This window comes from Streptomyces sp. NPDC057854 (genome assembly GCF_042797055.1).
Lineage (GTDB): Bacteria > Actinomycetota > Actinomycetes > Streptomycetales > Streptomycetaceae > Streptomyces.
In genome coordinates, this window is record NZ_JBHVMF010000019.1 from 139,854 (window position 1) to 166,676 (window position 26,823).

Genomic DNA, 26,823 nt, shown 5'->3' on the forward strand with positions numbered 1-26,823 from the left:
ACGCACCCATGCCGCCTCGGTGAGAAGAGAGACCACAGTATGTTCCGTCAGATCGGTCCCCTGGAGATCAGCCTCATCCTGCTGGTCGTCGTGCTCCTCTTCGGCGCCAAGAAGCTCCCGGAGATGGCGCGCTCCCTCGGCAAGTCCGCCCGCATCCTGAAGAGCGAGGCGAAGGCCATGAAGTCGGAGGGCCAGGAGCCCGCCGCCGCCCCGGCCGAGGCGCCCGCCGAGCAGGCCGCCCCCGCCCCGCGCACCATCAAGGCCGCCCCCGGCGACGTGACCGGCGGCCGTCCCGTGACCGAGGCGTCGGACACCACCCAGCGCTGACCCACCCTCCGGCGCCGAACCGCCCGCCCCGCACGTACGCCGCCCAGCGGCATGCCCGCACGAGATGAGGACGTGGGTTGCCCAAGTCTGCCCGCCTGAAGAAGGAGAAGGATCCCGAGGGGCGGATGCCTCTCGCCGATCACCTCCGTGAGCTGCGCAATCGCCTCGCCAAGGCGATGCTGGCGGTCGTCGTCGCCTCCGTGGTGGCGGCGTTCTTCAGCCAGCAGCTGATGGACCTTCTGTCGTCCCCCGTACCGAAGTGCCCCCCGGACAGCTCTCTGTCCGACAACACGGGCGGACGCTGCGTCGTCCTCGCCTACCAGACCATGCTCTCGCCGTTCACCTCCACGGTGAAGGTGATCATGCTGGCCGGCCTCATCGTCTCCAGCCCGGTCTGGCTCTACCAGCTGTGGGCCTTCATCGCGCCCGGACTGCACAAGACCGAGAAGAAGTACACGTACTGGTTCGCCGCCGTCGCCGTCCCCCTCTTCGTGGCCGGCGCCTGGACGGCGTTCTACATCATGCCGGTCAGCGTGCGCGTCCTCATCAGCATCACGCCCGAGATCGCCTCGAACTTCCTCTCCCTCGACGACCTCCTGGACTTCACCACCAGGATGGTGCTCGTCTTCGGCCTCGCCTTCGAGGTGCCGCTGCTGCTGATCATGCTCAACCTCACCGGCGTGGTCACCGGCAAGCGCATGGCCGGCTGGTGGCGGGGCATGGTGATGGGCACCTTCGTCTTCGGCGCCGTCGCGACCCCGTCCACCGACCCGGTCGGCATGATCGCCCTCGCCGGGCCGATCATCGTCCTGTACTTCGTCGCCGTCGGCTTCTCGCTGCTGAACGACCGGCGCCGGGCCCGCCGCGACACCGACGCCCAGCTCTCCGACGACGAGGCGTCCGTCCTCGACCTCACCCCCGAGCCCGTCGGCGCCCTCGACGCCGTGCCCGCCGCCCGCGCGCTGCCCGAGCAGGCCACCGGCGACACCGACGGAGCCCGCGCCCACCGCGCCGAGGGGTACGACGACATCACCTGACCCCGCCGGAGCCGGCACACCGGCCCCTCAGGTCCCCCGGACACCGCCCGGGGGACCTTCGTCGTCTCCGGCGGCTCCCCGTCCCCGGCCGCCCGCGGCCCGTCATAAAGATCGCGTGGCTGTCAGAGGGGGCGGGTAGTCTCGAAGACAAGATGACAGAGGACCTCACCCCAGCCGAGGCGTACGCGGCAGCACGCGCGCGCAACGCCGAGCAGGCCACCGCACTGGCCCCCTTCCGGGAGATGTACGAGTTCGGTCTGGACCCGTTCCAGATCGAGGCGTGCCAGGCCCTGGAAGCGGGCAAGGGCGTGCTCGTGGCCGCCCCCACGGGCTCCGGCAAGACCATCGTCGGCGAGTTCGCCGTCCACCTCGCCCTCACCCAGGGCCGCAAGTGCTTCTACACGACCCCCATCAAGGCGCTGTCGAACCAGAAGTACGCCGACCTCGTCAAGCGGTACGGCCCCGACAAGGTCGGCCTGCTCACCGGCGACAACAGCGTCAACGGCGACGCGCCGATCGTCGTCATGACCACCGAGGTCCTCCGCAACATGCTCTACGCGGGGTCCCAGGCCCTCTCCGGCCTCGGCTACGTCGTCATGGACGAGGTCCACTACCTCTCGGACCGCTTCCGCGGCGCCGTCTGGGAGGAAGTGATCATCCACCTCCCCGAGTCGGTCACCCTGGTGTCACTCTCGGCGACCGTGTCCAACGCGGAGGAGTTCGGCGACTGGCTGGACACCGTCCGCGGCGACACCGACGTCATCGTCTCCGAGAGCCGCCCCGTCCCGCTCTGGCAGCACGTCCTCGCCGGCCGCCGGATGTACGACCTCTTCGAGGAGGAGACCGACCACGGAGGCCGCGGCGCCGCCCGCCGCGAGGTCAACCCCGACCTCCTCCGCCTCGCCCGCACCGAGAACTCGCGCACCTACAACCCCCGCGACCGGCGCCGGGGCAAGATGGTCCGCGAAGCCGACCGCGAGCGCGAGCGCCGGCAGCGCTCCCGCATCTGGACCCCCGGCCGCCCCGAGGTCATCGAGCGCCTCGACGCCGAGGGACTGCTCCCCGCCATCACCTTCATCTTCAGCCGGGCCGGCTGCGAGGCCGCCGTCCAGCAGTGCCTCTACGCCGGCCTCCGGCTCAACGACGACGCCGCGCGCCTGCGGGTCCGCGAGATCGTCGAGGCCCGCACCGCCTCCATCCCAGACGAGGACCTGAACGTCCTCGGCTACTACGAGTGGCTGGAGGCGCTGGAGCGCGGCATCGCGGCCCACCACGCCGGCATGCTCCCGACCTTCAAGGAGGTCGTCGAGGAGCTGTTCGTCCGCGGCCTCGTGAAGGCCGTCTTCGCCACCGAGACGCTCGCCCTCGGCATCAACATGCCCGCGCGGACCGTCATCCTGGAGAAGCTCGTCAAGTGGAACGGCGAGCAGCACGCCGACATCACCCCGGGCGAGTACACCCAGCTCACCGGCCGCGCCGGCCGCCGCGGCATCGACGTCGAGGGCCACGCCGTCGTCCTCTGGCAGCGCGGCCTCGACCCCGAGCACCTGGCCGGCCTGGCCGGCACCCGCACCTACCCGCTGCGCTCCAGCTTCCGGCCGTCGTACAACATGGCGGTCAACCTCGTCGACCAGTTCGGCCGGCACCGCTCCCGGGAGCTCCTGGAGACCTCGTTCGCCCAGTTCCAGGCCGACCGCTCCGTCGTCGGCATCTCCCGCCAGGTCCAGCGCAACGAGGAGGGCCTGGCCGGCTACCGCGAGGGCATGACCTGCCACCTCGGCGACTTCGAGGAGTACGCGCGGCTCCGCCGCGACCTCAAGGACCGCGAGACGGAACTGGCCAAGCAGGGCGCCGCGCAGCGCCGCGCCCAGGCCGCCGCCTCCCTGGAGAAGCTCAAGCCCGGCGACGTCATCCACGTCCCCACCGGCAAGTTCGCGGGCCTCGCCCTCGTCCTCGACCCCGGCATCCCGGCCGGCCGCACCAACGGCCACCGCGGCTTCGAGCACCACGACGGCCCCCGGCCCCTCGTCCTCACCGCCGAGCGGCAGGTCAAGCGCCTCGCCTCCATCGACTTCCCCGTCCCGGTGGAGGCCCTGGAGCGGATGCGCATCCCGCGCACCTTCAACCCGCGCTCCCCGCAGTCCCGCCGCGACCTGGCCTCCGCGCTGCGCTCCAAGGCCGGGCACATCAATCCGGAGCGCCACCGCAAGCAGCGCTCCGGCGCCGCCGACGACCGCGAGATCGCCCGTCTGCGCGCGGCGATCCGTGCCCATCCCTGCCACGGCTGCGACGAGCGCGAGGACCACGCCCGCTGGGCCGAGCGCTACTACCGCCTCCAGCGCGACACCAAGCAGCTGGAGCGGCGCATCGAGGGCCGGACCAACACCATCGCCCGCACCTTCGACCGGATCGTCGCGCTCCTCACCGAGCTCGACTACCTCCGCGCGGACGAGGTCACGGACAACGGCAAGCGGCTCGCCCGGCTCTACGGCGAACTCGACCTCCTCGCCAGCGAGTGCCTCCGCGAGGGCGTCTGGGAGGGCCTCGACCCGGCCGAACTCGCCGCCTGCGTCTCCGCCCTGGTCTTCGAGGCCCGGCAGGCCGACGACGCCGTGGCACCGAAGGTGCCCGGCGGGCGGGCCAAGGCGGCGCTCGGCGAGATGGTCCGCATCTGGGGCCGTCTCGACGGCCTGGAGGAGGAGTTCAAGATCAACCAGGCGGAGGGCGTCGGGCAGCGCGAGCCCGACCTCGGCTTCGCCTGGGCCGCCTACCAGTGGGCCTCCGACAAGAGCCTCGACGAGGTGCTGCGCGAGGCCGAGATGCCGGCCGGTGACTTCGTCCGCTGGTGCAAGCAGGTCATCGACGTCCTCGGCCAGATCGCGGCGGCGGCGCCCAAGGAGAACAGCACGGTCTCGAAGAACGCGCGCAAGGCCGTGGACGCGCTGCTGCGGGGTGTGGTGGCGTACAGCTCGGTGAGCTGACACACCCTCAACCGGCTGTCGAAGGGCCCGCGGTGGACACCGCGGGCCCTTCGGCGTGAACCGGACCGTGAGCGAGGGAGGTTGTCCACAGGCGGTTGTCCACAGGGCTGGCGCGACCTTCGGGCTTCCGCTTGCATGGACCCGCACACAGGGACAGCGAGTGGGGGAGGGGACCTACGTGACCACGCACACCGGCACCGGTACCGAGGCCGGGACCGGCATCGTCGAAGGGCCGCGCGGAGTGCCGCTCCTCGGCAACCTTCCCGCCTTCGGCAAGAACCCCCTCGCCTTCTTCGAGCAGCTCCGCGAGCGGGGCGACGTCGTCCGCTGGCGCTTCGGACCCCGGCCCGCCCTCTTCATCGCCCACCCCGACGCCATCGGAGAACTCCTCACCGAGATCGAGCACACCTTCGACCAGCCCGACCTCGGCATCGCCATGCGCACCCTGCTCGGCGACGGCGTCGTCGTCGCCAAGGGCCGGGACTGGCGCCGCAAGCGCTCCCTGGTCCAGCCGTCCGTCCGCCCCAAGCAGGTCCGTTCCTACGCGGCCACCATGGCCGAGTGCGCCGTCGCCCTCGCCGACCGCTGGACCGACGGACAGCGGATCGACATCAAGAAGGAGATGGCGGCCCTCACCCAGCTCATCGCCGTCCGCACCATCTTCGGCACGGACACCGCCGCCGACGCCGAGGCGATCGGCCGGGCCATGGACGTCGCCCAGCAGGAGATCGGAGCCGAACTCAGCGGCGTCGGCGCCCTCCTGCCCGACTGGATCCCGACCCCCGGCCGCGCCCGCATCAAGCGCGCCACCGCCGTCATCGACGCCGAGGTCGCCCGCATCGTCGCCCGCCACCGCGACGGCGGAGAGGACCGTCCGGACCTCCTCAGCCGCCTCCTCACCGCCCGCGACGAGACCGGCGTCCCCCTCTCCGACCGTGAGATCCGCGACGAGACCGTCACCCTCTACGTCGGCGGCCACGAGACCACCAGCTCCACCCTCGTCTGGGCCTGGTACCTGCTCTCCCGCAACGAGGAGGCCAGGCGCGCCCTCGCCGGCGAACTCGACCGGGTCCTCGCCGGCGGCCGCGAGCCCGGCTACGACGACTACGCCTCCCTCACCTACGCCCAGGCCGTCGTCAAGGAGACCCTCCGCCTCTATCCGACGATCTGGCTCCTCACCGGCATCGCCAAGGAGGGCGCCACCCTGGCCGGCCGGCCCGTCCCGCCCGGCACCCGCGTCTGGTCCAGCCAGTGGTCCACCCACCGCGACCCCCGCTGGTACGCCGACCCCGACGCGTTCCGCCCCGAGCGCTGGCTCACCGACGCCGACGGCAGGCCCGCCGAGGAGATCCACGAATACGCCTGGTACCCGTTCGGCGGCGGCCCGCGCGTCTGCCTCGGCACCCGCTTCGCCCTCGTCGAAGCCGTCCTCGTCCTCGCCGTCCTCGCCCGCCGCTACCACCTGGACGTGGAGCCGGAGGAGATACGCCCGGTCCCGAGCCTCACCCTCCAGCCGGACCGCGAGGTCCTGGCCACGGTCCGGACCCGGGGGTGAGGGCGACGGCCAGCGCGCGGAGTTCGCCGACGCGCAGGACGCGGTCGCCGTAGCCGGGGAGCGGGACGTGCAGCGGGTCCGTCCAGCGCTCCGGGATCGCCCCGGCGCCGTACACGGCGCCGGCCAGCGTCCCGGTGACGGCCGCGACCGTGTCCGTGTCCCCGCCGAGGTCGACGGCGGCCACCAGGGCGTCCTCGAAGCCCGTGGTGGTGCGCAGCGCCCACAGGGCGGAGCCGAGACAGGGCCAGGCGGCGCCGTTGAACTCCGTGGCGTCCTCCGGCCGCCAGCCGGGCGCCAGGACCCTCGCCCAGCGTTCCCGCTCGCCCGCGTCCACCGCGGCCAGGGCCTCCGGGACGGCGGTCTGGGGGTCGTGGCCGAGCAGGGCCATGCGGACCAGTTCGTGCAGGAGGGCGGTGCCCTCCCAGGCGGCGGGGTGCCCGTGAGTGAGTGCGGCGAGCCGCCGGCCGGCCTCCATCGTGGCGGCGCGGCCGCGGGGAGCGAAGTGGACGGCGGAGGTGGAGGCCCGCATCAGACAGCCGTTGCCCGCGCCGCGGCCCTCCACCCGGAAGTCCGCGGCGGCGGCCCGGTCCCACGCCTCGCCGCCCAGCAGCACCCGTTCCGTCTGGAGGCCGATGTCCTTGGGATCGGCCTCCGCCCAGCGCCGGAAGCGGTCGAAGACGTCGGACAGGTCGAGCCCGCCGCGTTCGAGCAGCGATTCGCCGACGAGCACGGCCATCTGCGTGTCGTCCGTGGCCTCACCGGGATCCCACCCGCCGCCCCCGCACAACGCGCCGGTGCCGTCAGGGAACCGCTCCCGGAAGGCACCGGGCGGCCCGAACTCGAAGGGTGCGCCCAGGGCGTCGCCGACGGCGGAGCCGAGGACGGCGCCGATGGCGCGGTCGAGGGAGATCATGCCGCCAGGGTAGGCGGAGCTGGGGCGGGGTCCGGTGTGTGCGGCTGGGGGTGGAGGCTGGGGCTGAAGTGAGCGGGGGGGGAGGGGGGTCAGGCGGCCTGGGGGGGTTCCTGTTCGCGCTCTACCTGCTCGTTCCACTCGCGCTTGATCGCGCGCCAGCCCTCGTCGGTCTTGCCCAGGCGCCAGTAGCCGGAGATGGACAGCCGCTCGCGGTCGATGCGGCGCTCCATGCGGAGGTGGCGGCGGAGTTCCTTCACGAAGCCGGCCTCGCCGTGGACGAAGGCGTGCACGTCGCCCGCCGGGAACTCCAGCTCCCGCACGGCCTCGACCAGGGCTTCGCCGACCGGGCGGCCGGAGCGGTGCAGCCAGGTCACCTCGATGCCGGGCGCGGTCGCGAACTTCTGCTCGTCGGCGGCGTCCTCGATCTCCACGAAGGCGTGCACCCGCGCGCCCTCGGGAAGCCGCTCCAGCGCCACCGCGATCGCCGGCAGCGCGCTCTCGTCGCCGACGAGCAGGTGCCAGTCGGCGGCCGGGTCCGGGGCGTAGGCGCCACCCGGGCCGAGGAAGCGGACCGTCTCGCCCACCTGGGCGCGGGCCGCCCAGGGGCCGGCCAGGCCCTCGTCGCCGTGGACCACGAAGTCCAGGGTCAGCTCGCGGTGGACCGGGTCCCAGGCGCGGACCGTGTACGTGCGGGTGGTCGGCCACTCCTCGCGGGGCCGCTCGGCCCGGATCCGCTCCATGTCGAACGGTTCCGGGTAGGTCACCCCCTCGGGGGCGAAGAGCAGCTTCACGTAGTGGTCGGTGTACGCGCCGGCGTCGAACCCGTCGAGTCCGGGCCCGCCGAGGACGACCCGCACCATGTGCGGGGTGAGCCGCTCGGTGCGGACGACGTGCGCCTCGGTGGCCCGGGGGGCCTTGCGGACCGGCTGCTCTGCCACGGCGGGACTCTCCTGACTGCCTGGGGGTGCGCCGCAAGGCACACCTGAGACTTAGGTATGCCTAAGCTAGCACCCCGCGGGCGGTCGAGTCCCGGCACGGCCTCCCGGCGGCACCGGCAGCATCACCCGCCTGCACCGGCAACGCGTCCGCCGAATGGCCCGCGCCTCACAGCTCCTGGCGGCCGGCCGCCAGGACCGGGAGGAGGCGGCTGAGGGCTCCGCCGAGGTTCCAGCGGGTCGCCAATTCCTGGAGGGCCGCCGGGTCGCGCGGGAGGGCGGGCAGGGTCGGGTCGACGTCCGGCAGCGGGACGTCCCGCGCCACCCGGACCACCGTCGGCGCCACGTCCAGATAGGCCGCGGCCTCCACGATCCCGCGCCGCTTCGCGGGGGTCAGCTTGGAGGTGCGGTCCTCGGCCGCGGCCCGTACGCCCGCCAGGTCGCCGTACTCGGTGATCAGCTGCGCGGCCGTCTTCTCGCCGATGCCCTTCACGCCGGGCAGGCCGTCGCTGGCGTCGCCGCGGAGGGCGGCGAAGTCCGCGTACTGGTCGGGCCGCACCCCGTACTTCGTACGGATCATCTCGGAGTCCACCAGGTCGCAGTCGCCGACGCCCTTGCGCGGGTACAGCACCCGGACCGCCCGCTCGTCGTCCACCAGCTGGAAGAGGTCGCGGTCGCCGGTGACGATGTCCACCGGACCCTTCGCCCGCTCCGCCAGGGTGCCGATGACGTCGTCCGCCTCGTACCCGGCGGCCCCGATCCGGGCGATGCCGAGCGCCGCGAGGACGTCCTCGATCACCGGGACCTGCGGGGAGAGCGTGTCGGGGATCTCCTCCTCGTCCGGCCCGGTCTCCGTCTCCACGGCCACCCGGTGCGCCTTGTACGAGGGGATCAGGTCCACCCGCCACTGCGGACGCCAGTCCGCGTCCCAGCAGGCGACGAGCTCGTCGGGCCGGTGGTCCTGCACCAGCCGGCCGATGAAGTCGAGCAGGCCGCGCACGGCGTTGACCGGCGTCCCGTCCGGGGCCCGGACCGAGTCCGGCACGCCGAAGTACGCGCGGAAGTAGAGGCTGGCGGTGTCCAGGAGCATCAGGCGTCGCGTCACCCCCCGATCATGCCCCACCCCACCGACACCCGGCCCCCGCCGAGGCACCCGCGCGCCCCGGCGCCCGGACCGCCGCGCCGACCATCAACTCTCCCCGCCGCCGCACTCCCCGCCCCCGCCCCTCGCGCCACTCCACACGCTTCCGTGACCCCCGTCACCTTTGCGTTTGCCCCCAGGGGCGCAGGGAAGGCGCGTGCCCGGAGCGGACCCGGTAAGGGGCCCTGAGCAGTGGGCCCCGTACAGAACGGGTGGGCGGGCGGATCCCGTCGTGCTCCACGGCGCGTGCGCGGGGGTGACGGGCCGTCTTCCCTGCTACCCGTGAGGTGAATGTGTCCAGGCTCCAGGCCGACCACCTGTTCAAGGTGTTCGCCAGACGCCCCGCCGACGAGACCGAGGCCGTCCGTGCCCTCGCCGCCGGCGACGCCGACCGCGACGCGCTCCGCGAGGACGGCGTCACCGCCGCCGTCGTCGACGCGTCCTTCGTGGTCGAACCCGGCCAGATCTTCGTGGTCATGGGCCTCTCCGGATCCGGCAAGTCCACCCTCCTGCGCATGCTCAACGGCCTGCTGGAACCGACCGCGGGCCGCGTCCTCTACGACGGCGACGACCTCACCGCGCTCACCCCCCGCGCCCTGCGCGAGGTCCGTTCGCGCCGCATCAGCATGGTCTTCCAGCACTTCGCGCTGTTCCCGCACCGCACCGTCCTGGAGAACGCCGGCTACGGCCTGGAGGTCCAGGGCGTGCCGCGCGCCGAGCGCGAGAAGCGGGCCGCCGAGGCGCTGGAGCTGTGCGGCCTGGCCGGCTGGGAGAAGTCCTGGCCCGACGAGCTGTCCGGCGGCATGCAGCAGCGCGTGGGCCTGGCCCGGGCGCTCGCCACCGACGCCGACCTGCTCCTCATGGACGAGTCCTTCAGCGCCCTCGACCCGCTGATCCGCCGCGACATGCAGGACCAGCTGCTGGTGCTCCAGAAGCAGTTGAAGAAGACGATCGTCTTCATCACCCACGACCTCAACGAGGCCATGCGCCTCGGCGACCGCATCGCCGTGATGCGCGGCGGCCGGATCGTGCAGCTCGGCACCGCCGAGGACATCCTCGTCCGGCCCGCCGACGACTACGTGGCCTCCTTCATCCAGGACGTCGACCGCTCCCGGGTGCTCACCGCCTCCGCGGTCATGACGGCCGCCGACGGACCCGTCGACCCGGACGCCCCGGTCGCCGGCCCCGACACGCTCCTGGCCGACCTGTGCGCCCTCGCCGCCGCGGGCCCGCACCCGGTGACCGTCCGGGACGCCGGCGGCTCCGCCCTCGGAGTCGTACACAAGGAAAAGCTTCTCGCCGTGATGGGCGGGCTGACCGCCGAGGAGGTGACGCTCCATGCCTAGGCTTCCCCTCGGCTCCTGGGTCGACCGTTCCGTCGACTGGCTCCAGGCGCAGTTCTCCTGGCTGTTCGACGCCGTCAGCAGCGGCATCACCGGCCTGTACGACGGCGTCGACGCCGTCCTGTCGGCGCCGCAGCCGCTGCTGCTGGCCGGCATCCTCGCGGTCGTCGCCTGGTGGCTGCGCGGTCTCGCCGCCGGCCTGCTCGCCTTCGCCGGGCTCGCGCTGGTCGACTCCGTCCAGCTGTGGGACGAGGCGATGGCGACGCTGTCGCTGGTCCTCGTCGCCACCCTCGTCACCCTGGTGATCGCGGTCCCGCTGGGCATCTGGGCGGCCCGCTCGAAGACGGTCAGCACGGTGCTGCGGCCCGTTCTCGACTTCATGCAGACCATGCCGGCGATGGTCTACCTCATCCCCGGCATCATCTTCTTCGGCGTCGGCGTCGTCCCCGGCATCATCGCCACCATCGTCTTCGCGCTGCCGCCCGGCGTGCGGATGACCGAGCTCGGCATCCGCCAGGTGGACGCCGAACTCGTGGAGGCCGCCGAGGCGTTCGGCACCACTCCGCGCAACACCCTGCTCCGCGTCCAGCTGCCGCTCGCCGTGCCCACGATCATGGCCGGCGTCAACCAGGTCATCATGCTGGGCCTGTCCATGGTCGTCATCGCCGGCATGGTCGGCGGCGGCGGGCTCGGCGGCGCCGTCTACCGGGCCATCGGCAACGTCGACATCGGCCTCGGCTTCGAGGCCGGCGTCTCCATCGTCGTCCTCGCCATGTACCTGGACCGGATGACCGGCGCCCTCGGCCGCCAGGTCTCCCCGCTCGGCCGCCGCGCCCTCGCCAAGGCCCGCGCGGTCACCGCCCGCCGCCGCACCGCGCAGCTGTGGGCGCACCGCCCGCAGCCCGTGACCGCGCTCGTCGGCGTCGTCGTCCTGGCGCTCGTCGCCGGCGGCTCCGGCTTCCTCGGCGGCTCCGGCGCCACCTCGACGACCGCCTCCGGCGCGGGCGCCGGCCACGGCAAGAAGATCAGCATCGGCTACATCCCGTGGGACGAGGGCATCGCCTCCACCTATCTGTGGAAGGAGCTGCTGGAGCGCCGCGGTTACGAGGTCGAGACGCAACAGCTGGAGGCCGGCGCGCTCTACACCGGTCTGGCCGGCGGGCAGCTCGACTTCCAGACCGACGCCTGGCTGCCCGTCACCCACGCCCAGTACCTGGAGAAGTACGGGAACAAGCTGGAGGACCTGGGCTCCTGGTACGGCCCGACCTCGCTGGAGCTCAGCGTCCCCTCGTACGTGAAGGACGTGAAGTCGCTCGCCGACCTCAAGGGCAAGGGCGACCGCTTCAAGGGCCGCATCGTCGGCATCGAGCCGAGCGCCGGGATGATGGGCCTGCTGAAGGACAAGGTGCTGAAGGAGTACGGCCTGGAGGGCGAGTACGAGGTCGTGGACGGCTCCACGCCCGGCATGCTCGCCGAGCTGAAGCGGGCGTACGACCGCGAGGAGCCGGTCGTCGTCACCCTCTGGTCGCCGCACTGGGCCTACTCCGCGCACGACCTGACCAAGCTCGCCGACCCGAAGGGCGTCTGGGGCAAGGGCGACGGCGTGCACACCCTGGCCCGCAAGGGCTTCAGCGAGGAGAACCCCGAGGTGGGCGCCTGGCTGAAGGACTTCACGCTCACGGAGCAGCAGCTGACCGGCCTGGAGAAGGAGATCCAGGAGACCGGCAAGGGCAAGGAGCAGCAGGCGGTCCGCACCTGGCTGGACGCCCAGCCCGGACTCGCGGAGCGACTGGCCCCGCAGTAGCCGCGGTCCTCACCCGCCGGACAGGGGCGGTCGCCGGGCGTGACCGGCGGCCGCCCCTGTTCCGTGCCGTCACCGGCCCCTTTCCGCCTCCCTTTCCGGCACGACGCGAAACCCCGGCCCAAAGCTGCGTAAGGTGCAGGTAACCGGTCGGTACGCGACGAGGCAGCCGGCAGAGGGAGGGTGGCCATGGACGAGAAGGAAGCACCTCGCGTGGGCGCGGCCGTCAAGAGGCGCCGCCGGGCCCTCCAGCTCACCCTGGCCGTGGTCTCGGCCCGCAGCGGCCTCTCCGTCCCCTTCCTCAGCCAGATCGAGAACGAGCGGGCCCGGCCCAGCCGCCGCTCCCTGGAGCTGGTCGCCGAGGCCCTGCAGACCACCGCCGCCGACCTCCTCGCCGTCGCCGAGGCCGCCCGCACGGTCGACGTCGTCCGCGCCGGCGAGGGCGGCGCCGCCCTGCCGGAGGGCGTACGGCGCCTGGTGCGCGGCCGGCACCAGCTCCACGCCCTGGAGTTCACCGGCGAGCAGGACGCGGGCCGCGAGTTCCAGCACCGCAACGCCGAGCTGCTGTACGTCGCCGACGGCGCCGCCGAGGTCGAGGCCGAGGGCCGGGCGCACCGGCTGGGCCGCGGCGACTCCCTCTACCTCTCCGGCGGCGTACGGCACCGCTGGCGCGCCACCGAGCCCGGCACCCGGCTGCTCGTCGTCGCGGTCGCCGACCACGTCGAGGTCGAGGAGGAGTGACCGGGATCCGGGGCCGGACCCCGCGGGTCGTCTCCCTGGTGCCGTCGCTCACCGAGGCGGTCGCGGTGACCGCGCCGGGGCTGCTGGTCGGCGCGACCGACTGGTGCAGTCATCCGGCCGGGCTGTCCGTCGCCCGGATCGGCGGCACCAAGAACCCCGACGTGCCGGCGGTGCTGGCGCTCCGCCCCGATCTCGTCCTCGCCAACGAGGAGGAGAACCGGCCGGCCGACCTCGACGCCCTGCGGGACGCCGGCGCCGAGGTGCTGGTCACCGAGATCCGCACCCTGGAGCAGGGCCTGGCCGCCCTCGGCGATGTGCTCGCCGCCTGCGGCGCGCCCCGCCGGCCGCGCTGGCTGGCCGAGGCGGAGGAGGCGTGGGCCGGCGCGGAGCCCGCCGGCGACGGGGTGGCCGCCGTGGTGCCCGTCTGGCGGCGACCCTGGATGGTGCTCGGCCGGGACACCTTCGCGGGCGACCTGCTGGCCCGTCTCGGCGTCCGCAACTTGTACGCGGACCATCCCGAGCGCTATCCGAAGGTGCCGCTCGGCGAGCTGACCGCGGCCCGTCCGGAGCTGGTGGTCCTCCCGGACGAGCCGTACCGTTTCACCGCGGACGACGGCCCCGAGGCGTTCCCCGGGACCGCCGCGGCGCTCGTCGACGGGCGGATGCTCACCTGGTACGGGCCGTCGCTGGCGACGGCACCGCGGGTGCTGGGGCGGGCGCTGCGAGCAGCGCTCCGCTGAGCAGGCCGCGCGCGGTGTGGACGCCGGCCACCAGCCAGGCCGCGGCGAGGAGGACGTACAGGGCGACGGCGAGCCACCGGAAGGCGTCCAGGCCGGTGTGGCGGGCGAGCCCCTCGGCGCCGGTGACGACGGCGCCGACGGGGAAGGTGAAGGCCCACCAGGTCATCGCGAAGCCCATGCCGGCCCGCCGGGCCCGCACCACCATCGCCCCGGCGAGTGCCAGCCACAGCAGGGCGAATCCCGTGACGGGCACGCCGTAGAGGACGGCGAAGGCGGCGAAGCCGTGGGCGTACGGGTCGGCGAGGACGCCGGCGGCGGCGTCCGCGAACGCGTTGGCGGCGGTGGTCGACTGCCCGAGGGGGCCCAGGACGAGGAAGAGCGTCGGGGTGAGGGCGAGCGGCAGGGGGCCGTCGAGGACGAGCCGGCCGAAGACCAGCGGCAGCATCACGAGGGTCGCGAGCAGGCTGATGCCGAACATGGCGTAGCAGGCGATCAGGAGCGTCTGCCGGGCCTGGCCCTCGGGCAGGTGGGGGAGGAGCAGCGGGCCGAGCGCGGCGGACACCATGGGGGCGACGACGGGCAGCAGCCAGACCGGGGACGCCTGCTCGATCCGGTGCCGGACCACCATCAGATAGGGCACGGCGACGGCGGCGGCGAGACCCACCGCGGTGCCGGCGGTGAACAGGACGGCGTCGACGGCGACGGCGGCGGGCAGGCCGATCCAGTCCCGGCCGAGGGTGAGGGTGCCGCCGCCGACGGCGAGCAGCGCCATCGACAGACAGCCGTAGAAGGGCGCCACGGCCGGGTCGAGGAGATGGGCGCGGGCCTGGTCGCGGTGGCGGCGCCAGTGCGCGGCCCGCGCGGCCAGCAGGGTCAGCAGCATCGCGAGGGAGAGCGCCCAGACGGCGGTGCAGGCGGTACGGAGGCCGGGCACGGTGACGGGGAGCGCGGCGCCCGCGGTGCCGACGACGGAGGTGCCCATCACGGAGGCGTACCAGTTCGGGCCGAGGTGACGGACCGAGCGGGTCGCCCGGGCGCCGGGGGTGGTGGCGCGCAGGAGGGGGCGGGAGGGTGCGAGGCTTGCCATGCCTCCACCATCGCCGCAGGTCAGGGCCCCCACCAGGGAGCACGCGGCTATGACGTCATAAGCTGGCTTTATGAGCAGGGAGCGGGACGGCGGCGGTGGCGGGACGGAGCGGGGCACCGGCGGGGGCGCGGGCGCCGGGACGGAGCGGGGTACCGGCGGGGGCGCGGGCGCCGGGAGGGTGACGGCCGCGGCGGCCCTCGCCGCTCCGGGGTCAGGCCCCGGGGCGTGGGAGCCGGCGACCGCGCACCTCTCGCACCGGGTCCCCGACCTCGGCGCCCTGGAACTGCTCCTGGCCGTCGCCCGGCACGGCAGCCTCGGCGCCGCCGCCCGCGAGGTCGGCATCACCCAGCCGGCGGCGAGCAGCCGCATCCGCTCGATGGAGCGGCAGCTCGGCGTGGCGCTCGTGGACCGCTCGCCGCGCGGCTCCCGGCTCACCGACGCGGGCGCGCTCGTCACCGACTGGGCCCGGCGGATCGTGGAGTCCGCCGAGGCGTTCGACGCGGGCGTGCAGGCGCTGCGGGGGCGCCGGGACTCGCGGCTGCGGGTGGTCGCGTCCATGACGATCGCCGAGTACCTGCTGCCGGGCTGGCTGATCGCGCTGCGCGCCGAGCGGCCGGACACGGCGGTGTCGCTGCAGGCCGGGAACTCGGCGGTGGTCGCCGAGCGGCTGCTGGCGGGGGAGGCGGACCTCGGGTTCGTCGAGGGCCTGTCGGTGCCGGACGGGCTCGACGGCACGGTGGTCGCCCACGACCGGCTCGCGGTGGTGGCCGCGCCCTCGCACCCGTGGGCCCGCCGCCGGGCCCCGATCGACCCGGCGGAGCTGGCGGCGACCCCGCTGGTGCTGCGCGAGCACGGCTCGGGCACCCGGCAGGTCCTGGACGCGGCGCTCGCCGGACACGGCGGGCTGGCCCGCCCGCTGCTCGAACTGGCCTCCACGACCGCCGTGAAGGCGGCGGCGGTGAGCGGCGCGGGCCCGGCGGTCCTCAGCGAGCTGGCGATCGCCGAGGAGCTGGCGTCGCGCCGCCTGGTCGCCGTGCCGGTCGCCGGCGTCCGGCTCAGCCGCGACCTGCGGGCCGTCTGGCCGACCGGCCACCGGCCCACCGGCCCGGCCCGCGACCTCCTCACCCTGACGAGGGCCCGGCCCGGCGGCTGAGCCCCGCCGGGCCGGTCAGAGGCGGTCCGCCCGGTGGGTCACGCGGCCGTCGACGGCCGTCAGCAGCACCGGGACGGCGGCGAGTTCAGCGGGCGGCACGGTCAGCGGGTCGGCCCCGAGGACCGTGAGGTCGCCGTGGTGGCCGACGGCGAGCCGGCCGGAGCGGTGCTCCTCACCCGCCGCGTACGCCGGTCCCGTCGTCAGTCCGCGCAGCGCGTCCAGCGGGGTCAGCGCCTGCTCGGGCCCGTGCGGCGGCTGGGTCAGGTCCCGGGTCGGGCGGCGGTGCACGGCCCCGGCGAGCACGCCCAGCGGCGGGTACGGCGCGATCGGCCAGTCCGAGCCCAGCACCACGGTCGCGCCGGAGTCCACGAGGTCCCGGCAGCGCCAGGCGCGCCCGGCGCGCTCCTCGCCGAGCCGGCGCGACCAGTTGTCGGTGTGGTCGGCGCGGGTGAAGTCGCAGCAGTGGGTCGGCTGCATGGAGGCGACGACGCCCAGCCCGGCGAAGCGGCCGAGGGTGTCGTCGGGGACGGTCTCGATGTGCTCGACCCGGTGCCGTACGCCCGGGTCGCCGCCGGTCGCCCGGGCCTTCTCGACGGCGTCGAGGACGTGCCGCACGGCGGCGTCGCCGATGGCGTGGGTCGCCGTCGGCACCCCGGCGCGGTGCAGCGCGCCGATGATCTCCGTGTACGCCTCGGGGTCCGGCCAGAACGCGTGGGTGGACTCGCCGTGGCAGTCGGGCCGCTCCAGCCACGCGGTGCCGTTGTCGATGGTGCCGTCCATGAAGAGCTTCACGCCGGCCACCCGCCACAGCGCGCCGCCGCGGCCCTGGAGGGCGATCAGCTCCTCGACACCGGCGGCGTCGGTGCCGGGCTGGCACCAGGGCGCCACCCGGAGCCGCAGCGGCAGCCGGCCGGCGGCGTCGAGTTCGGCGAAGAGGTCGAGGCTGTCGCCGTTGGCGTCCATGACGTGCCCGCCGGTCAGCCCGGCCGCCGCCATCCCGTCCAGGGCGGCGGCCAGCCGCTCCACGCGCTCGGCGCGGGTCGGCTGCGGGGCGACGCGCTCGACGAGCGCGCACGCGGCGTCCTCCTGGAGCAGTCCGGTGGGGCGCCCGTCGGCGTCGCAGACGATCTCGGCGGACGCCTGGTCGAAGGTGCGCGGGCCGTCGATGCCGGCGAGTTCGAGGGCGCGGCGGGAGGCGAGCGCGGAGTGCGCGTCGAAGAGCAGCAGGAAGGCGGGCACCCCGTGCAGGACGGTGTCGAAGGGCGCGATGCCGACGGGCCGGTCGCCGAAGACGTTCGGGTCGAGCCCCCAGGCGAAGAGCCAGTCGCCGCGCCGCAGCCGGCGCGCCGCGCGGCCCAGCGCCTCGCGGACCTCGGCGAGGTCGGCGCAGCCGGAGAGGTCGAGGCCGCCGGTCAGTTCGGCGCCGGTGACGGGGTGCACGTGCCCGTCGACGAGGCCGGGGGTGACGACCGCGCCCTTCAGGTCGACGACGGTGGTGGCGGGTCCGGCGAGCGCCCGCACCTCGCGGTCGTCGCCGAGCGCGGCGATCCGCCCGTCCTCGCCCACGGCGAGCGCGCTCGCCTCCAGGAAGCCCCCGCTGCCGGGGTCGAGCAGGCGGGCGGAGTGCAGGACGAGTCGGGTGGACACGGGGGGCTCCTTGCGAGGTGGCGGGTGGTACGGGGGAGGGGGCGGCGCGCCGGCGGGCGGCGGGGCACAAGGGGGGTACGGCGGGGTAGCGGGGCGCGTACGGGCGCGCCGGGCGGCGGGTTCGGCGCGTCGCCGGGGCGTGCGAGGTGCGCCGCCAATTTGCGTCGGGGTGCGCCGCAGGGTCGCGGGGGACGCGCCGCCGTCAGGTCTCCGCGGGCGTCGGCGCCTCGGCCGCGGGGGCGCCGGCGGGCGGGGCGCCGGCCGCGGCGCCGGCCGCCACCGCCGCTTCCGCCGCGTCCGTCGGGGAGAACGCGAGCGGCAGGGTGCCGGTCGCGCCGGGGGCGTCGAGGGTGCCGTGGGGGAGGCCGAGGGCGCGTTCGGCGGTGCTGAGGGCGAGGCGGGTGACGGCCGGGGGCCGGTCGGTGCGGTCCGAGTTGGCGTGGGCGCCGAGGCCGTCGAGGACGACCAGGATCTGGATGGCGGCCGACCGGGGGTCGTCGGTGTGGAACTCGCCGCGCTCGACGCCGTCGCGGATCAGCCGCTCCAGGCGGTCGTCGGAGGCGAGTTCCATGCGGGTGACCCGGTCCCGCAGGACGGGCCGGTAGCGGCTGAGGTGACGGGCGTTGATCCAGAGGCGGCTGATGTCGTCGTACGCCTCGCCCGAGGACAGCGCGAAGTAGCGGGCGAGGTACTGGGCGGGGGTGCCGTCCGGGCGCTCGGCCGGCAGCAGCGCGTCGAGCTCGCCGAGGGCCGCGACCGCGAACGCCTCGGCCACCAGGTCCTCGGCCGACGGGAAGTAATGGCTGATCAGGCCGGGCCGCACGGCGAGCTCCTCGGCGACCCGCCGCAGGGTGACGCATTCGAGCCCTTCGGTCAGGGCGACGCGCGCGGCGGTCGCCACGATCTCCGCCCGCCGGGCCTCGGGGGATTTCCGGATCCGCTTGCGCTGAACGCTTGACGACATACCGGGGATGCTATTGAGTGTGCGACCAATAAGCAACCAGGTGGGCAATCACGCACCGGAGGGCCGCATGGCTTCCACGATCCCCGACCCGCGCCCCGGGACAGAGCGCGCGTCGGACCCCCTGCCGGCGGGCGGCCGGCCCGGCCGCGTCGAGGCCCACGGCATCGACCACATCCCGGACGCCGAACGCCACGGACACCCCCGCGAGCTGTTCTCCGTCTGGGCCGCGGCCAACGTCAACTACCTGAGTCTGGTCATCGGCGGCACCCTCGTCCTGATGGGCCTCACCCTGCCGCAGGCGATCGGCGTGATCGTCGCCGGCAACCTCTTCTGGGTCCTCACCGGCGTGCTCGCCACCTCAGGCCCGGCCGCCGGCGCGCCCAGCGAGGTCGTCACCCGCACCCTCTACGGCGTCCGCGGCAACCGCGTGAACAACGCGGTCGGCGGCTGGCTGGTCTCCGTCTGCTACTTCGCGCTCAACCTCGCCGCCGCCGCGACCGCCGCCTTCGCCCTCGTCGGGAAGACCGGCCTGCCGGTGAACACCCCGGTGAAGGTGGCGGTCGTCGTGGTCGTCGCCGCCGTCACCCTGGCCATCAGCGTCTACGGACACGCGCTGATCGTCCGGCTCTACCTGCCGGTCACGCTGGCGCTGAGCGGGGCGTTCGCCGTCGTCGCCCTCGCCGTGTTCCGGCACGCCGACTTCGCGTACGCCCCCGCCGAACGGCTCTCCGGCGCCGCCCTGTGGGCCGTGCTGCTCGCGGGCACCACGATGATCGCCTCGGGGCCGCTCTCGTACACCACGAGCGCCGACTTCTCCCGCTACCTGCCCCGGGACAGCTCCCCGCGCGCCATCGCGCTGTGGACCGCGCTCGGCGCGTTCGTGCCGAGTGTCGTGGTCAGTGCGCTGGGCGCCTTCGCCGCCACCGCCGTCGACATGACGGACCCCCAGACGGCGCTCCAGGGCATCCTGCCGGGCTGGTTCGTGCCGGTCTTCCTGCTGGCCCTGGTCCTCGGCACCGTCGCGATCAACGCCCTCACCGCGTACAGCGCGGGTCTCGCCCTCCAGGCCGTCGGCCTGCCGGTCCGCCGGACCGTCTCGGTCCTCCTCGACGGCGCGGTCGCGGTCGCGCTCACCCTGTACGGACTGCTGGTCTCCGACTTCCTGGACACCGTCAGCAACGCCCTCCAGGCGATCACCGTCCTCACCGGCCCGCTGATGTGCGTGTACGCGACGGACATCCTGCTCCGGCGCAACCGCTACGACGTGGCCGGGCTCGCCGACGAGACCCCCGGCAGCCCCTTCTGGTACACCGCCGGCGTCAACCCGGCCGGGGCGACCGCCCTGTTCGGCGGCGTCGCGGCCGGCGCCCTGTGCGTCGACAGCGTCTACACGGGACCGGTCGCCGCCGCCGTCGGCATGGACCTCTCGCTGCCCGCCGGCATGGCCGTCGCCACCGTCCTCTACCTGGTCCTCGGCCGGCGCCCGGTCGCGGCCACCCACCCTGCCGCCTGACCGCGGCCCCCGTACCGCGGGGCGGCCGGACCGCCCACCCCGGCCGCCCCGCCACCCCCGCCGTACGTCCGCGTTCTCCGGGACCGCCTCAGCCCCGTACGGCCGCCGCCGCCCGGACCAGCCCGCGGACGACCCTCGGGTCCTCGCCCATCTCCGGGTGCCACTGCACCCCGAGGGCCCAGCCCGCCCCCGCCAGCTCCACCGCCTCGACCGTGCCGTCCTCCGCGTACGCGGACGGCACCAGACCCGCGCCCAGCCGGTCCACGGCCTGGTGGTGGTAGGTCGGCACCTCGGCCTGCTCGGGGACGAGCGAGGCGTACAGCGTGCCCGGCACCGGCTTCACCGGATGCAGGCCCATCACCCCCTCGGCCTCCACGTGCCCGTCCAGGTGCTGCGTCAGCGTCCCGCCCAGCGCCACGTTGAGCAGCTGCATCCCCCGGCAGACCCCGAGCAGCGGGGTGCCCGCGGCGAGCGCCGCGTCGATCAGCGCCAGCTCCCACGCGTCCCGCTCCCGCGCCGGCGGGCCGGTCCGCGGATCGGGCTCGGCCCCGTACCGCGCGGGCTCCACGTCGGCGCCGCCCGCCACCACCAGACCGTCGAGCCGCGCCAGCACCGCCGCCGCGGCGGCCGGGGCGTCCGGCGGCAGCATCACCACCAGGCCGCCGCCGTCCCGCACGTACCGGGGGTACTGCGCGGGCAGCAGCGCCGCCGGCATGTCCCAGGCCCGCCAGCGCGCCCGGTCCAGATACGTCGTCACACCGATCAGCGGCTGGGCCACGGGACTGCCTCCAGGAGGTCGCGGGGGGACACCTGGCGCCGACTCTAGAACGCTCCGGGCGCCCTCCGCGGCTCAATGGACCGGCGACATACCTTTCACGCCAGAAAGCCGCGCAGCAGCGCGGCGGTCCCCGCGCAGTGCTCCCGCGCCACCGCGCGCGCCGCCTCCGCGTCCCCGTCCAGGACCGCCTCCACCAGCGCCGTGTGCTGGTGCTGCGAATGCTCCAGGTTGCGGACCAGGAGCGGGATGCAGTCCAGCAGGTCGTTGACGGTCGCCCGGACCGCCGCGTACTGCGCCGCCAGACTGGGGGAGCCGGACAGCTCGGCCAGCGTGAGGTGCAGCAGGGTGTCCCGGCGGCGGTAGCCGGCCAGCGGCGCGTCATGGGTGGCCGCGAGCGCCGCCCGCAGCCGGTCCGCGCCCGCCGCGTCCAGGCCGTGCGCCGCGCACAGCCCGGCCGCGCCCTCCTCCAGGACCTCCCGGAAGCGCAGCGCGTCCTCCATGTCGACCGCGGCGATCCGGCGGCGCAGCTCCGCCCCGTCCGGGTCCCGCGGGCGCGGGCGCACGAACGTTCCGCCGTACCGGCCGCGCCGGCTCTCCACCAGCCCCTGCTCCTGGAGCACCTTCAGCACCTCGCGGAGCGTGACCCGGCTGATCCCCAGCCGCTCCGCCAGCTCCCGCTCGGCGGGCAGCCGCCCGCCGTCCGGGACCAGGCCCAGCCGCACCACCTGGAGCAGCTGCTCCAGGGCCTCCTCGAAGCCGTTGCCGGCCCGGACCGGGCGCAGCACCGGCGTCAACCGGTCGACGGAACCGGTCGGTTCACTCGTACGGACCACTTCGCGCCGCCCCTTCCCCTGACACTTCCCAAGCAATGGTCTCGCCCCATACCTTATGACTCCCGGCAGGCCGAACGAGGAGAGTCGTCCCGTGGCAGACCGCACACCCCCGCTCACCGTCGAGGAACTGCGCTCCCTCGTGGCGACCGGCGAGATCGACACCGTCGTCCTGGCCTTCCCGGACATGCAGGGCCGGCTCCAGGGCAAGCGGTTCGCCGCCCCCTTCTTCCTCGGCGACGTCCTCGACCACGGCACCGAGGGCTGCAACTACCTCCTCGCCGTCGACACCGAGATGAACACCGTCGACGGCTACGCGATGTCCTCCTGGGAGCGCGGCTACGGCGACTTCGCCATGCGCCCCGACCTCGCCACCCTCCGCCGCGTCCCCTGGAACGAGGCCACCGCCCTGGTCACCGCCGACCTGACCTGGGCCGACGGCTCACCCGTCGCCGCCGCGCCCCGCCAGATCCTCCGCCGGCAGCTCGACCGGCTCGCCGCCCTCGGCCTCACCGCCCACGTCGGGACCGAGCTGGAGTTCATCGTCTTCCGGGACACCTACGAGCAGGCGTGGGACGCCGGCTACCGCGGCCTGACGCCGGCCAACCAGTACAACGTCGACTACTCCGTCCTCGGCACCGGCCGCGTCGAACCCCTGCTGCGCCGCATCCGCAACGAGATGACCGCCGCCGGCCTCACCGTCGAGTCCGCCAAGGGCGAGTGCAACCCCGGCCAGCACGAGATCGCCTTCCGCTACGACGAGGCCCTCGTCACCTGCGACCAGCACGCCGTCTACAAGACAGGCGCCAAGGAGATCGCCTCCCAGGAGGGCGTCGCGCTCACCTTCATGGCCAAGTACAACGAGCGCGAGGGCAACTCCTGCCACATCCACCTCTCCCTCCAGGACGCCTCCGGCACCAACGTCATGGCCGGCGACGACCCGCACGGCATGTCCCCGGTCATGCGGCACTTCCTCGCCGGACAGCTCGCCGCCCTCCGTGACCTCTCCCTGCTCCTCGCCCCCAACATCAACTCCTACAAGCGCTTCCAGCCCGGCTCCTTCGCCCCGACCGCCGTCGCCTGGGGCCACGACAACCGCACCTGCGCCTACCGGATCGTCGGCCACGGCCCCTCCACGCGCTTCGAGAACCGGGTCCCCGGCGGCGACGTCAACCCCTACCTCGCCGTCGCCGCGATGGTCGCCGCCGGCCTCCACGGCATCGAGCGGGGCCTCGAACTCCCGCCGCCCTGCACCGGGAACGCCTACACCGCCGACCACGCCCACGTCCCCACCACCCTGCGCGAGGCCGCCGAACTCTGGGAGACCAGCGAGATCGCCAAGGAGGCCTTCGGCGCCGAGGTCGTCGCCCACTACCTCAACATGGCCCGGGTCGAACTCGCCGCCTTCGAGGCGGCCGTCACGGACTGGGAACTGCGCCGCTCCTTCGAACGCCACTGAGAGGACCGAGCCCCCTTGCCCACCGCACTCCAGGTACTGAACCCGGCGACGGAGGAACACGTCGCCACCGTCCCCGCCGCGAGCCGCGCCGACGTCGACGCCGCCGTCACCCGCGCCGCCGCCGCCCAGCGCGCCTGGGCCGCCGCCGCCCCCGCCGACCGGGCCCGGCTGCTCCGCCGGTTCGCCTCCGCCGTCGACGCCCACACCGAGGAACTGGCCCTCCTGGAGGTCCGCGAGGCCGGCCACACGATCGGCAACGCCCGCTGGGAGGCCGGGAACGTCCGCGACCTCCTCGACTACGCGGCCGGCGGCGCCGAGCGCCTGAACGGGCGCCAGATCCCGGTCGCCGGCGGCCTCGACGTCACCCTCCTCGAACCCCTCGGCGTGATCGGTGTCATCGCGCCCTGGAACTTCCCCATGCCCATCGCCGCCTGGGCCACCGCCCCCGCCCTCGCCGCCGGCAACGCCGTGATCCTCAAACCCGCCGAGACCACCCCGCTCACCGCGCTCCGCCTCGCCGAACTCGCCCTGGAGGCCGGCCTCCCCGAGCATCTCTTCCAGGTCCTCCCCGGCGAGGGGCCCGTCGCCGGCGACGCCCTCGTCACCCACCCCGGCGTCGCCAAGATCGTCTTCACCGGCTCCACCCGCACCGGCAAGACGATCATGGCCAAGGCCGCCGACCAGGTGAAACGGCTCACCCTCGAACTCGGCGGCAAGAGCCCCAACATCGTCTTCGCCGACGCCGACATCGAGGCCGCCGCCGCCGCGGCCCCCCTGGCCTTCCTCGACAACAGCGGCCAGGACTGCTGCGCCCGCACCCGGATCCTCGTGCAGCGCAGCGCGTACGACCGCTTCCTGGAACTCCTCGCCCCGGCGATCGAGGAGACCGTCGTCGGCGACCCGCTCGACGAGCGCACCCAGATGGGCCCGCTCATCTCCCGCGCCCAGCTCGACCGCGTCCGCGGCTACGTCCCCGAGGACGCCGAGGCCATCCGCGGCAAGGCGCCCGAGGGCCCCGGCTTCTGGTTCCCGCCGACCGTCCTCACCGGCGTCCCCGAGGACGCCCCCTGCGCCGTCGAGGAGATCTTCGGCCCCGTCGCCGTCGTCCTCCCCTTCGAGGACGAGGCCGACGCGATCCGGCTCGCCAACGCCACCCCGTACGGCCTGTCCGGCTCGATCTGGACCCGTGACGTCGGCCGCGCCCTGCGCGCCTCCCGCGCCGTCCGGGCCGGCAACCTCTCCGTCAACTCCCACTCCAGCGTCCGCTACTGGACCCCGTTCGGCGGCTTCCGTCAGTCCGGGCTCGGCCGCGAACTCGGCCCGGACGCCCTGACCGCCTTCACCGAGACCAAGAACGTCTTCATCAGCACGGAAGGCTGACCATGACCACCGAAGAGATCATCTGCCGCCGGCTCGTCGGCCGCACCGCCGTCATCACCGGCGCCGGCAGCGGCATCGGCCTCGCCACCGCCCGCCGCCTCGCCTCCGAAGGGGCGAACGTCGTCTGCGGCGACATCGACGAACGGGCCGGGAAGGCCGCCGCCGAGGCCGTCGGCGGCACCTTCGTCCAGGTCGACGTCACCGACCCCGAGGAGGTCGAGAACCTCTTCCGGGTCGCCTTCGAGACCTACGGCTCCGTCGACGTCGCCTTCAACAACGCCGGCATCTCCCCGCCCGACGACGACTCCATCCTGGAGACCGGCCTGGAGGCGTGGAAGCGCGTCCAGGACGTCAACCTCACCTCCGTCTACCTCTGCTGCAAGGCCGCCCTCCCGTACATGCGGCGCCAGGGCAAGGGCTCCATCATCAACACCGCCTCCTTCGTCGCGATCATGGGCGCGGCCACCAGCCAGATCTCGTACACCGCCTCCAAGGGCGGCGTCCTCGCCATGTCCCGCGAACTCGGCGTACAGTTCGCCCGCGAGGGCATCCGGGTCAACGCGCTCTGCCCCGGACCCGTCAACACCCCGCTCCTCCAGGAGCTGTTCGCCAAGGACCCGGAGCGCGCCGCCCGCCGGCTCGTGCACATCCCGGTGGGCCGGTTCGCCGAGGCCGACGAGATCGCGGCGGCCGTCGCCTTCCTCGCCAGCGACGACTCCTCCTTCGTCAACGCCTCCGACTTCCTCGTCGACGGCGGCATCTCCGGCGCGTACGTCACCCCGCTGTAGCGGTCACAGGAAGGTCCGGCCCTCGCCCCGGTACGTGGGGACCGTGTCCACCACGCGGTCCCCCTCCACCAGGCGCAGCACGTCGAACCGCTCACACAGCTCACCGGCCTTCGCGTGCCGGAACCACACCTTGTCGCCGATCCGCAGGTCGTCCGCCGGCGAGCCCAGCAGCGGCGTCTGCACCTCGCCCGGCCCCTCCCGCGGGTCGTACCGCAGCCCCTCCGGCAGGTACGGGACGGGCAGCCGGTCCCGCCCGGCCGCACCGGACGCCGGATAGCCGCCGCCGAGCACCGTGACGCAGCCGACGCCGGGCCGCCGCACCACGGGCAGCGCGAACAGCGCCGCCGGACGGCCGGTGAAGGACGCGTAGTCGTCGAAGAGCCGCGGCACGTACAGCCCCGAGCCCGCCGCCACCTCGGTGACCGCCGCCTCCGCCGCCGTGTGCTGCACGCTGCCGGTGCCGCCGCCGTTCACGAACTCCAGGTCCGGCGCCACCGCCCGTACGGCCCCGACCACCGCCGCCCGCCGCTCCGCCAGCTCCCGCCGCGCCACCGCCTGCATCGCCCGGACCGCCCGCGACCGCAGCGGCCGGCCGGCCACCGCGTCCCCGACCCCCGCCACGTGCCCCTCGTACGCCATCAGGCCGACCAGCCGGAACCCCGGCCGCCGCACCACCGACCGGGCCAGCTCCGCCAGCTGCGCCGGGCTCCGCAGCGGCGACCGCCGGGCCCCGATCCGCACCCGGCCGCCGAGCAGCCGCAGCGCCGTGTCCATCTCCAGGCAGACCCGGATCTCCTCCGCGCCGCCGGCCCGGGCCGCGTCCACCAGATCGAGCTGCGCCACGTCGTCGACCATCACCGTCACGGCGGCGGCGAGCTTCGGATCCCGGGCGAGCTCGGCGTAACCGGCCCGGTCCGCCGACGGATAGGCGAGCAGCACGTCCTCGAACCCCGCCCGGGCCAGCCACAGCGACTCGGCGAGCGTGAACGACATCACCCCGGCGAAGCCGTCCCGCGCCAGCACCCGCTCCAGCAGCGCCCGGCACCGCACCGACTTGCTCGCCACCCGGACCGGCTTCCCGCCCGCCCGGCGGACCAGATCGTCCGCGTTCGCGTCGAACGCCTCCAGATCGACCAGCGCGAGCGGCGCGTCGAGGGCGGCGGTGGCCCGGTCGTACCGGGCGCGGTCGGCGGCACGAGGAGTCATGGCCCGAGCTTGCCAGACCGTCAGGGGGGTGGGTACCCCTGAGTTCCCGCGCGGCGGGGAACAGCCCGTAGAGTGACGGGCATTGTCGGCAGGAGCAGGGGGCGGGATGAGCAGCGAGCAGAACCCCCGCGCGCCCCGCACCACCAGGACCCTCCCCCCGCCGGAGACCCCCGCACCCGCGCCGGACGACACCCCCGCGTCCGCTCCCGCCGAACCCGAGGGACGGATCCCCGCCTCCGCTCCCGCCGAGCCCGAGGGACGGGCCTCGGTGAGCGGCCCGGAGGCGGCCGGGCCCGGCGGCCGGACGCCCCCGAAGGCCCCCGCCGACCGGCCCACGAGCGCCCTCTCGTCCCTCACCACGGACCTGACCCCGCCCCGCCCGTCCGCCCCGGCCCGCCCCCCGGCGCAGACACCCCCGCGCCCGGCCGCCACCCCGCCGCGCCCGTCCGGTCCCGCCGCCACCCCGCCGCCGCCGGCGGCGCCCCCGCGGCCCGCCGCCGGTGC

General features: G+C 74.6%; 21 protein-coding genes and 2 pseudogenes. 14 read left to right on the forward strand and 9 right to left on the reverse strand.

The window, feature by feature from the left end:
- The first annotated feature begins 39 nt into the window (after positions 1-39).
- The 4 genes from tatA to ACFVQZ_RS25920 all read left to right on the forward strand — a co-directional run bounded on the left by tatA (position 40) and on the right by ACFVQZ_RS25920 (position 5,900).
- Positions 40-327, forward strand: coding sequence for a Sec-independent protein translocase subunit TatA (tatA, locus tag ACFVQZ_RS25905; protein WP_383626465.1), 288 nt, complete (start codon positions 40-42; stop codon positions 325-327).
- Positions 328-452: 125 nt separating this feature from the next.
- Positions 453-1,364 (forward strand): twin-arginine translocase subunit TatC, encoded by a 912-nt coding sequence (tatC, locus tag ACFVQZ_RS25910; protein ID WP_051787748.1) that lies wholly within the window; start codon positions 453-455, stop codon positions 1,362-1,364.
- Between the two features lie 152 nt (positions 1,365-1,516).
- Complete coding sequence (locus ACFVQZ_RS25915; protein WP_383626468.1) at positions 1,517-4,345, forward strand: DEAD/DEAH box helicase; 2,829 nt, start codon at positions 1,517-1,519, stop codon at positions 4,343-4,345.
- Between the two features lie 178 nt (positions 4,346-4,523).
- Positions 4,524-5,900 (forward strand): cytochrome P450, encoded by a 1,377-nt coding sequence (locus ACFVQZ_RS25920; protein WP_383626471.1) that lies wholly within the window; start codon positions 4,524-4,526, stop codon positions 5,898-5,900.
- Here ACFVQZ_RS25920 and ACFVQZ_RS25925 read toward each other — a convergent pair.
- The 3 genes from ACFVQZ_RS25925 to ACFVQZ_RS25935 all read right to left on the reverse strand — a co-directional run bounded on the left by ACFVQZ_RS25925 (position 5,848) and on the right by ACFVQZ_RS25935 (position 8,838).
- Positions 5,848-6,813, reverse strand: coding sequence for an ADP-ribosylglycohydrolase family protein (locus ACFVQZ_RS25925; protein ID WP_383626474.1), 966 nt, complete (start codon positions 6,811-6,813; stop codon positions 5,848-5,850). The two genes, ACFVQZ_RS25920 and ACFVQZ_RS25925, sit on opposite strands and share 53 nt — an antisense overlap.
- Positions 6,814-6,902: 89 nt before the next feature.
- Entirely contained in the window at positions 6,903-7,751 is an 849-nt protein-coding gene (locus ACFVQZ_RS25930) for a siderophore-interacting protein (RefSeq protein WP_383626477.1), read from the reverse strand.
- A gap of 166 nt (positions 7,752-7,917) precedes the next feature.
- The gene (locus ACFVQZ_RS25935; RefSeq protein WP_383626510.1) at positions 7,918-8,838 is read right to left on the reverse strand and encodes a 5'-3' exonuclease H3TH domain-containing protein; all 921 of its coding nucleotides are present in this window, start codon (positions 8,836-8,838) and stop codon (positions 7,918-7,920) included.
- A 344-nt stretch (positions 8,839-9,182) separates the two neighbouring features.
- On the opposite strand from ACFVQZ_RS25935, the gene ACFVQZ_RS25940 reads away from it, so the two are divergent.
- The 4 genes from ACFVQZ_RS25940 to ACFVQZ_RS25955 all read left to right on the forward strand — a co-directional run bounded on the left by ACFVQZ_RS25940 (position 9,183) and on the right by ACFVQZ_RS25955 (position 13,514).
- The gene (locus ACFVQZ_RS25940; RefSeq protein ID WP_036414554.1) at positions 9,183-10,235 is read left to right on the forward strand and encodes a betaine/proline/choline family ABC transporter ATP-binding protein; all 1,053 of its coding nucleotides are present in this window, start codon (positions 9,183-9,185) and stop codon (positions 10,233-10,235) included.
- Positions 10,228-12,036: an ABC transporter permease/substrate binding protein gene (locus ACFVQZ_RS25945; RefSeq protein WP_383626481.1), complete on the forward strand. Its 1,809-nt coding sequence runs from the start codon at positions 10,228-10,230 to the stop codon at positions 12,034-12,036. Before ACFVQZ_RS25940 ends, ACFVQZ_RS25945 begins: the two co-directional genes overlap by 8 nt.
- 186 nt (positions 12,037-12,222) lie before the next feature.
- The gene (locus tag ACFVQZ_RS25950; RefSeq protein ID WP_030494374.1) at positions 12,223-12,774 is read left to right on the forward strand and encodes a helix-turn-helix domain-containing protein; all 552 of its coding nucleotides are present in this window, start codon (positions 12,223-12,225) and stop codon (positions 12,772-12,774) included.
- Positions 12,771-13,514, forward strand: a complete 744-nt coding sequence (locus ACFVQZ_RS25955) for a helical backbone metal receptor (protein WP_030494373.1) — start codon at positions 12,771-12,773, stop codon at positions 13,512-13,514. Before ACFVQZ_RS25950 ends, ACFVQZ_RS25955 begins: the two co-directional genes overlap by 4 nt.
- Here the strand turns inward: ACFVQZ_RS25955 and ACFVQZ_RS25960 are convergent.
- On the reverse strand, positions 13,441-14,601 hold the full coding sequence (locus tag ACFVQZ_RS25960; RefSeq protein WP_383626484.1) for a TDT family transporter: 1,161 nt from the start codon (positions 14,599-14,601) through the stop codon (positions 13,441-13,443). The two genes, ACFVQZ_RS25955 and ACFVQZ_RS25960, sit on opposite strands and share 74 nt — an antisense overlap.
- Positions 14,602-14,671: 70 nt before the next feature.
- On the opposite strand from ACFVQZ_RS25960, the gene ACFVQZ_RS25965 reads away from it, so the two are divergent.
- Positions 14,672-15,754 carry a LysR family transcriptional regulator gene (locus ACFVQZ_RS25965; protein ID WP_107645423.1) on the forward strand — a complete coding sequence of 361 codons (1,083 nt, stop codon included), beginning with the start codon at positions 14,672-14,674 and terminating at the stop codon, positions 15,752-15,754.
- Positions 15,755-15,769: 15 nt separating this feature from the next.
- Here ACFVQZ_RS25965 and ACFVQZ_RS25970 read toward each other — a convergent pair whose 3' ends face one another.
- Both ACFVQZ_RS25970 and ACFVQZ_RS25975 read right to left on the reverse strand, forming a co-directional pair.
- Positions 15,770-17,401: an amidohydrolase gene (locus ACFVQZ_RS25970; RefSeq protein ID WP_383626487.1), complete on the reverse strand. Its 1,632-nt coding sequence runs from the start codon at positions 17,399-17,401 to the stop codon at positions 15,770-15,772.
- A gap of 340 nt (positions 17,402-17,741) precedes the next feature.
- Positions 17,742-18,365 (reverse strand): annotated as a pseudogene (locus ACFVQZ_RS25975) (TetR/AcrR family transcriptional regulator); the annotation flags it as partial.
- A 67-nt stretch (positions 18,366-18,432) separates the two neighbouring features.
- On the opposite strand from ACFVQZ_RS25975, the gene ACFVQZ_RS25980 reads away from it, so the two are divergent.
- Positions 18,433-19,878 (forward strand): purine-cytosine permease family protein, encoded by a 1,446-nt coding sequence (locus tag ACFVQZ_RS25980; RefSeq protein ID WP_383626490.1) that lies wholly within the window; start codon positions 18,433-18,435, stop codon positions 19,876-19,878.
- Between the two features lie 88 nt (positions 19,879-19,966).
- Here the strand turns inward: ACFVQZ_RS25980 and ACFVQZ_RS25985 are convergent, their stop codons facing one another.
- Together ACFVQZ_RS25985 and ACFVQZ_RS25990 are read right to left on the reverse strand one after the other, a co-directional pair.
- Positions 19,967-20,656, reverse strand: a complete 690-nt coding sequence (locus ACFVQZ_RS25985; protein WP_030494367.1) for a gamma-glutamyl-gamma-aminobutyrate hydrolase family protein — start codon at positions 20,654-20,656, stop codon at positions 19,967-19,969.
- 95 nt (positions 20,657-20,751) lie between these two features.
- Entirely contained in the window at positions 20,752-21,489 is a 738-nt protein-coding gene (locus ACFVQZ_RS25990; protein WP_383626493.1) for a FadR/GntR family transcriptional regulator, read from the reverse strand.
- 91 nt (positions 21,490-21,580) lie between these two features.
- On the opposite strand from ACFVQZ_RS25990, the gene ACFVQZ_RS25995 reads away from it, so the two are divergent.
- Genes ACFVQZ_RS25995 through ACFVQZ_RS26005 form a run of 3 tightly spaced genes read left to right on the forward strand, consistent with a single transcriptional unit; the run spans position 21,581 to position 25,113 of the window.
- A complete protein-coding gene (locus ACFVQZ_RS25995; RefSeq protein ID WP_030494365.1) occupies positions 21,581-22,945 on the forward strand; it encodes a glutamine synthetase family protein in 1,365 nt (454 codons plus the stop codon).
- A 15-nt stretch (positions 22,946-22,960) separates the two neighbouring features.
- The gene (locus ACFVQZ_RS26000; RefSeq protein WP_036414550.1) at positions 22,961-24,325 is read left to right on the forward strand and encodes an aldehyde dehydrogenase family protein; all 1,365 of its coding nucleotides are present in this window, start codon (positions 22,961-22,963) and stop codon (positions 24,323-24,325) included.
- A gap of 2 nt (positions 24,326-24,327) precedes the next feature.
- Positions 24,328-25,113 carry a 3-oxoacyl-ACP reductase gene (locus ACFVQZ_RS26005; protein WP_030494363.1) on the forward strand — a complete coding sequence of 262 codons (786 nt, stop codon included), beginning with the start codon at positions 24,328-24,330 and terminating at the stop codon, positions 25,111-25,113.
- A gap of 3 nt (positions 25,114-25,116) precedes the next feature.
- On the opposite strand, the gene ACFVQZ_RS26010 is transcribed toward ACFVQZ_RS26005, so the two are convergent.
- Complete coding sequence (locus ACFVQZ_RS26010) at positions 25,117-26,319, reverse strand: amino acid deaminase/aldolase (RefSeq protein ID WP_030494362.1); 1,203 nt, start codon at positions 26,317-26,319, stop codon at positions 25,117-25,119.
- 106 nt (positions 26,320-26,425) lie between these two features.
- On the opposite strand from ACFVQZ_RS26010, the pseudogene ACFVQZ_RS26015 reads away from it, so the two are divergent.
- Positions 26,426-26,823, forward strand: a pseudogene (locus ACFVQZ_RS26015) (hypothetical protein); the annotation flags it as partial.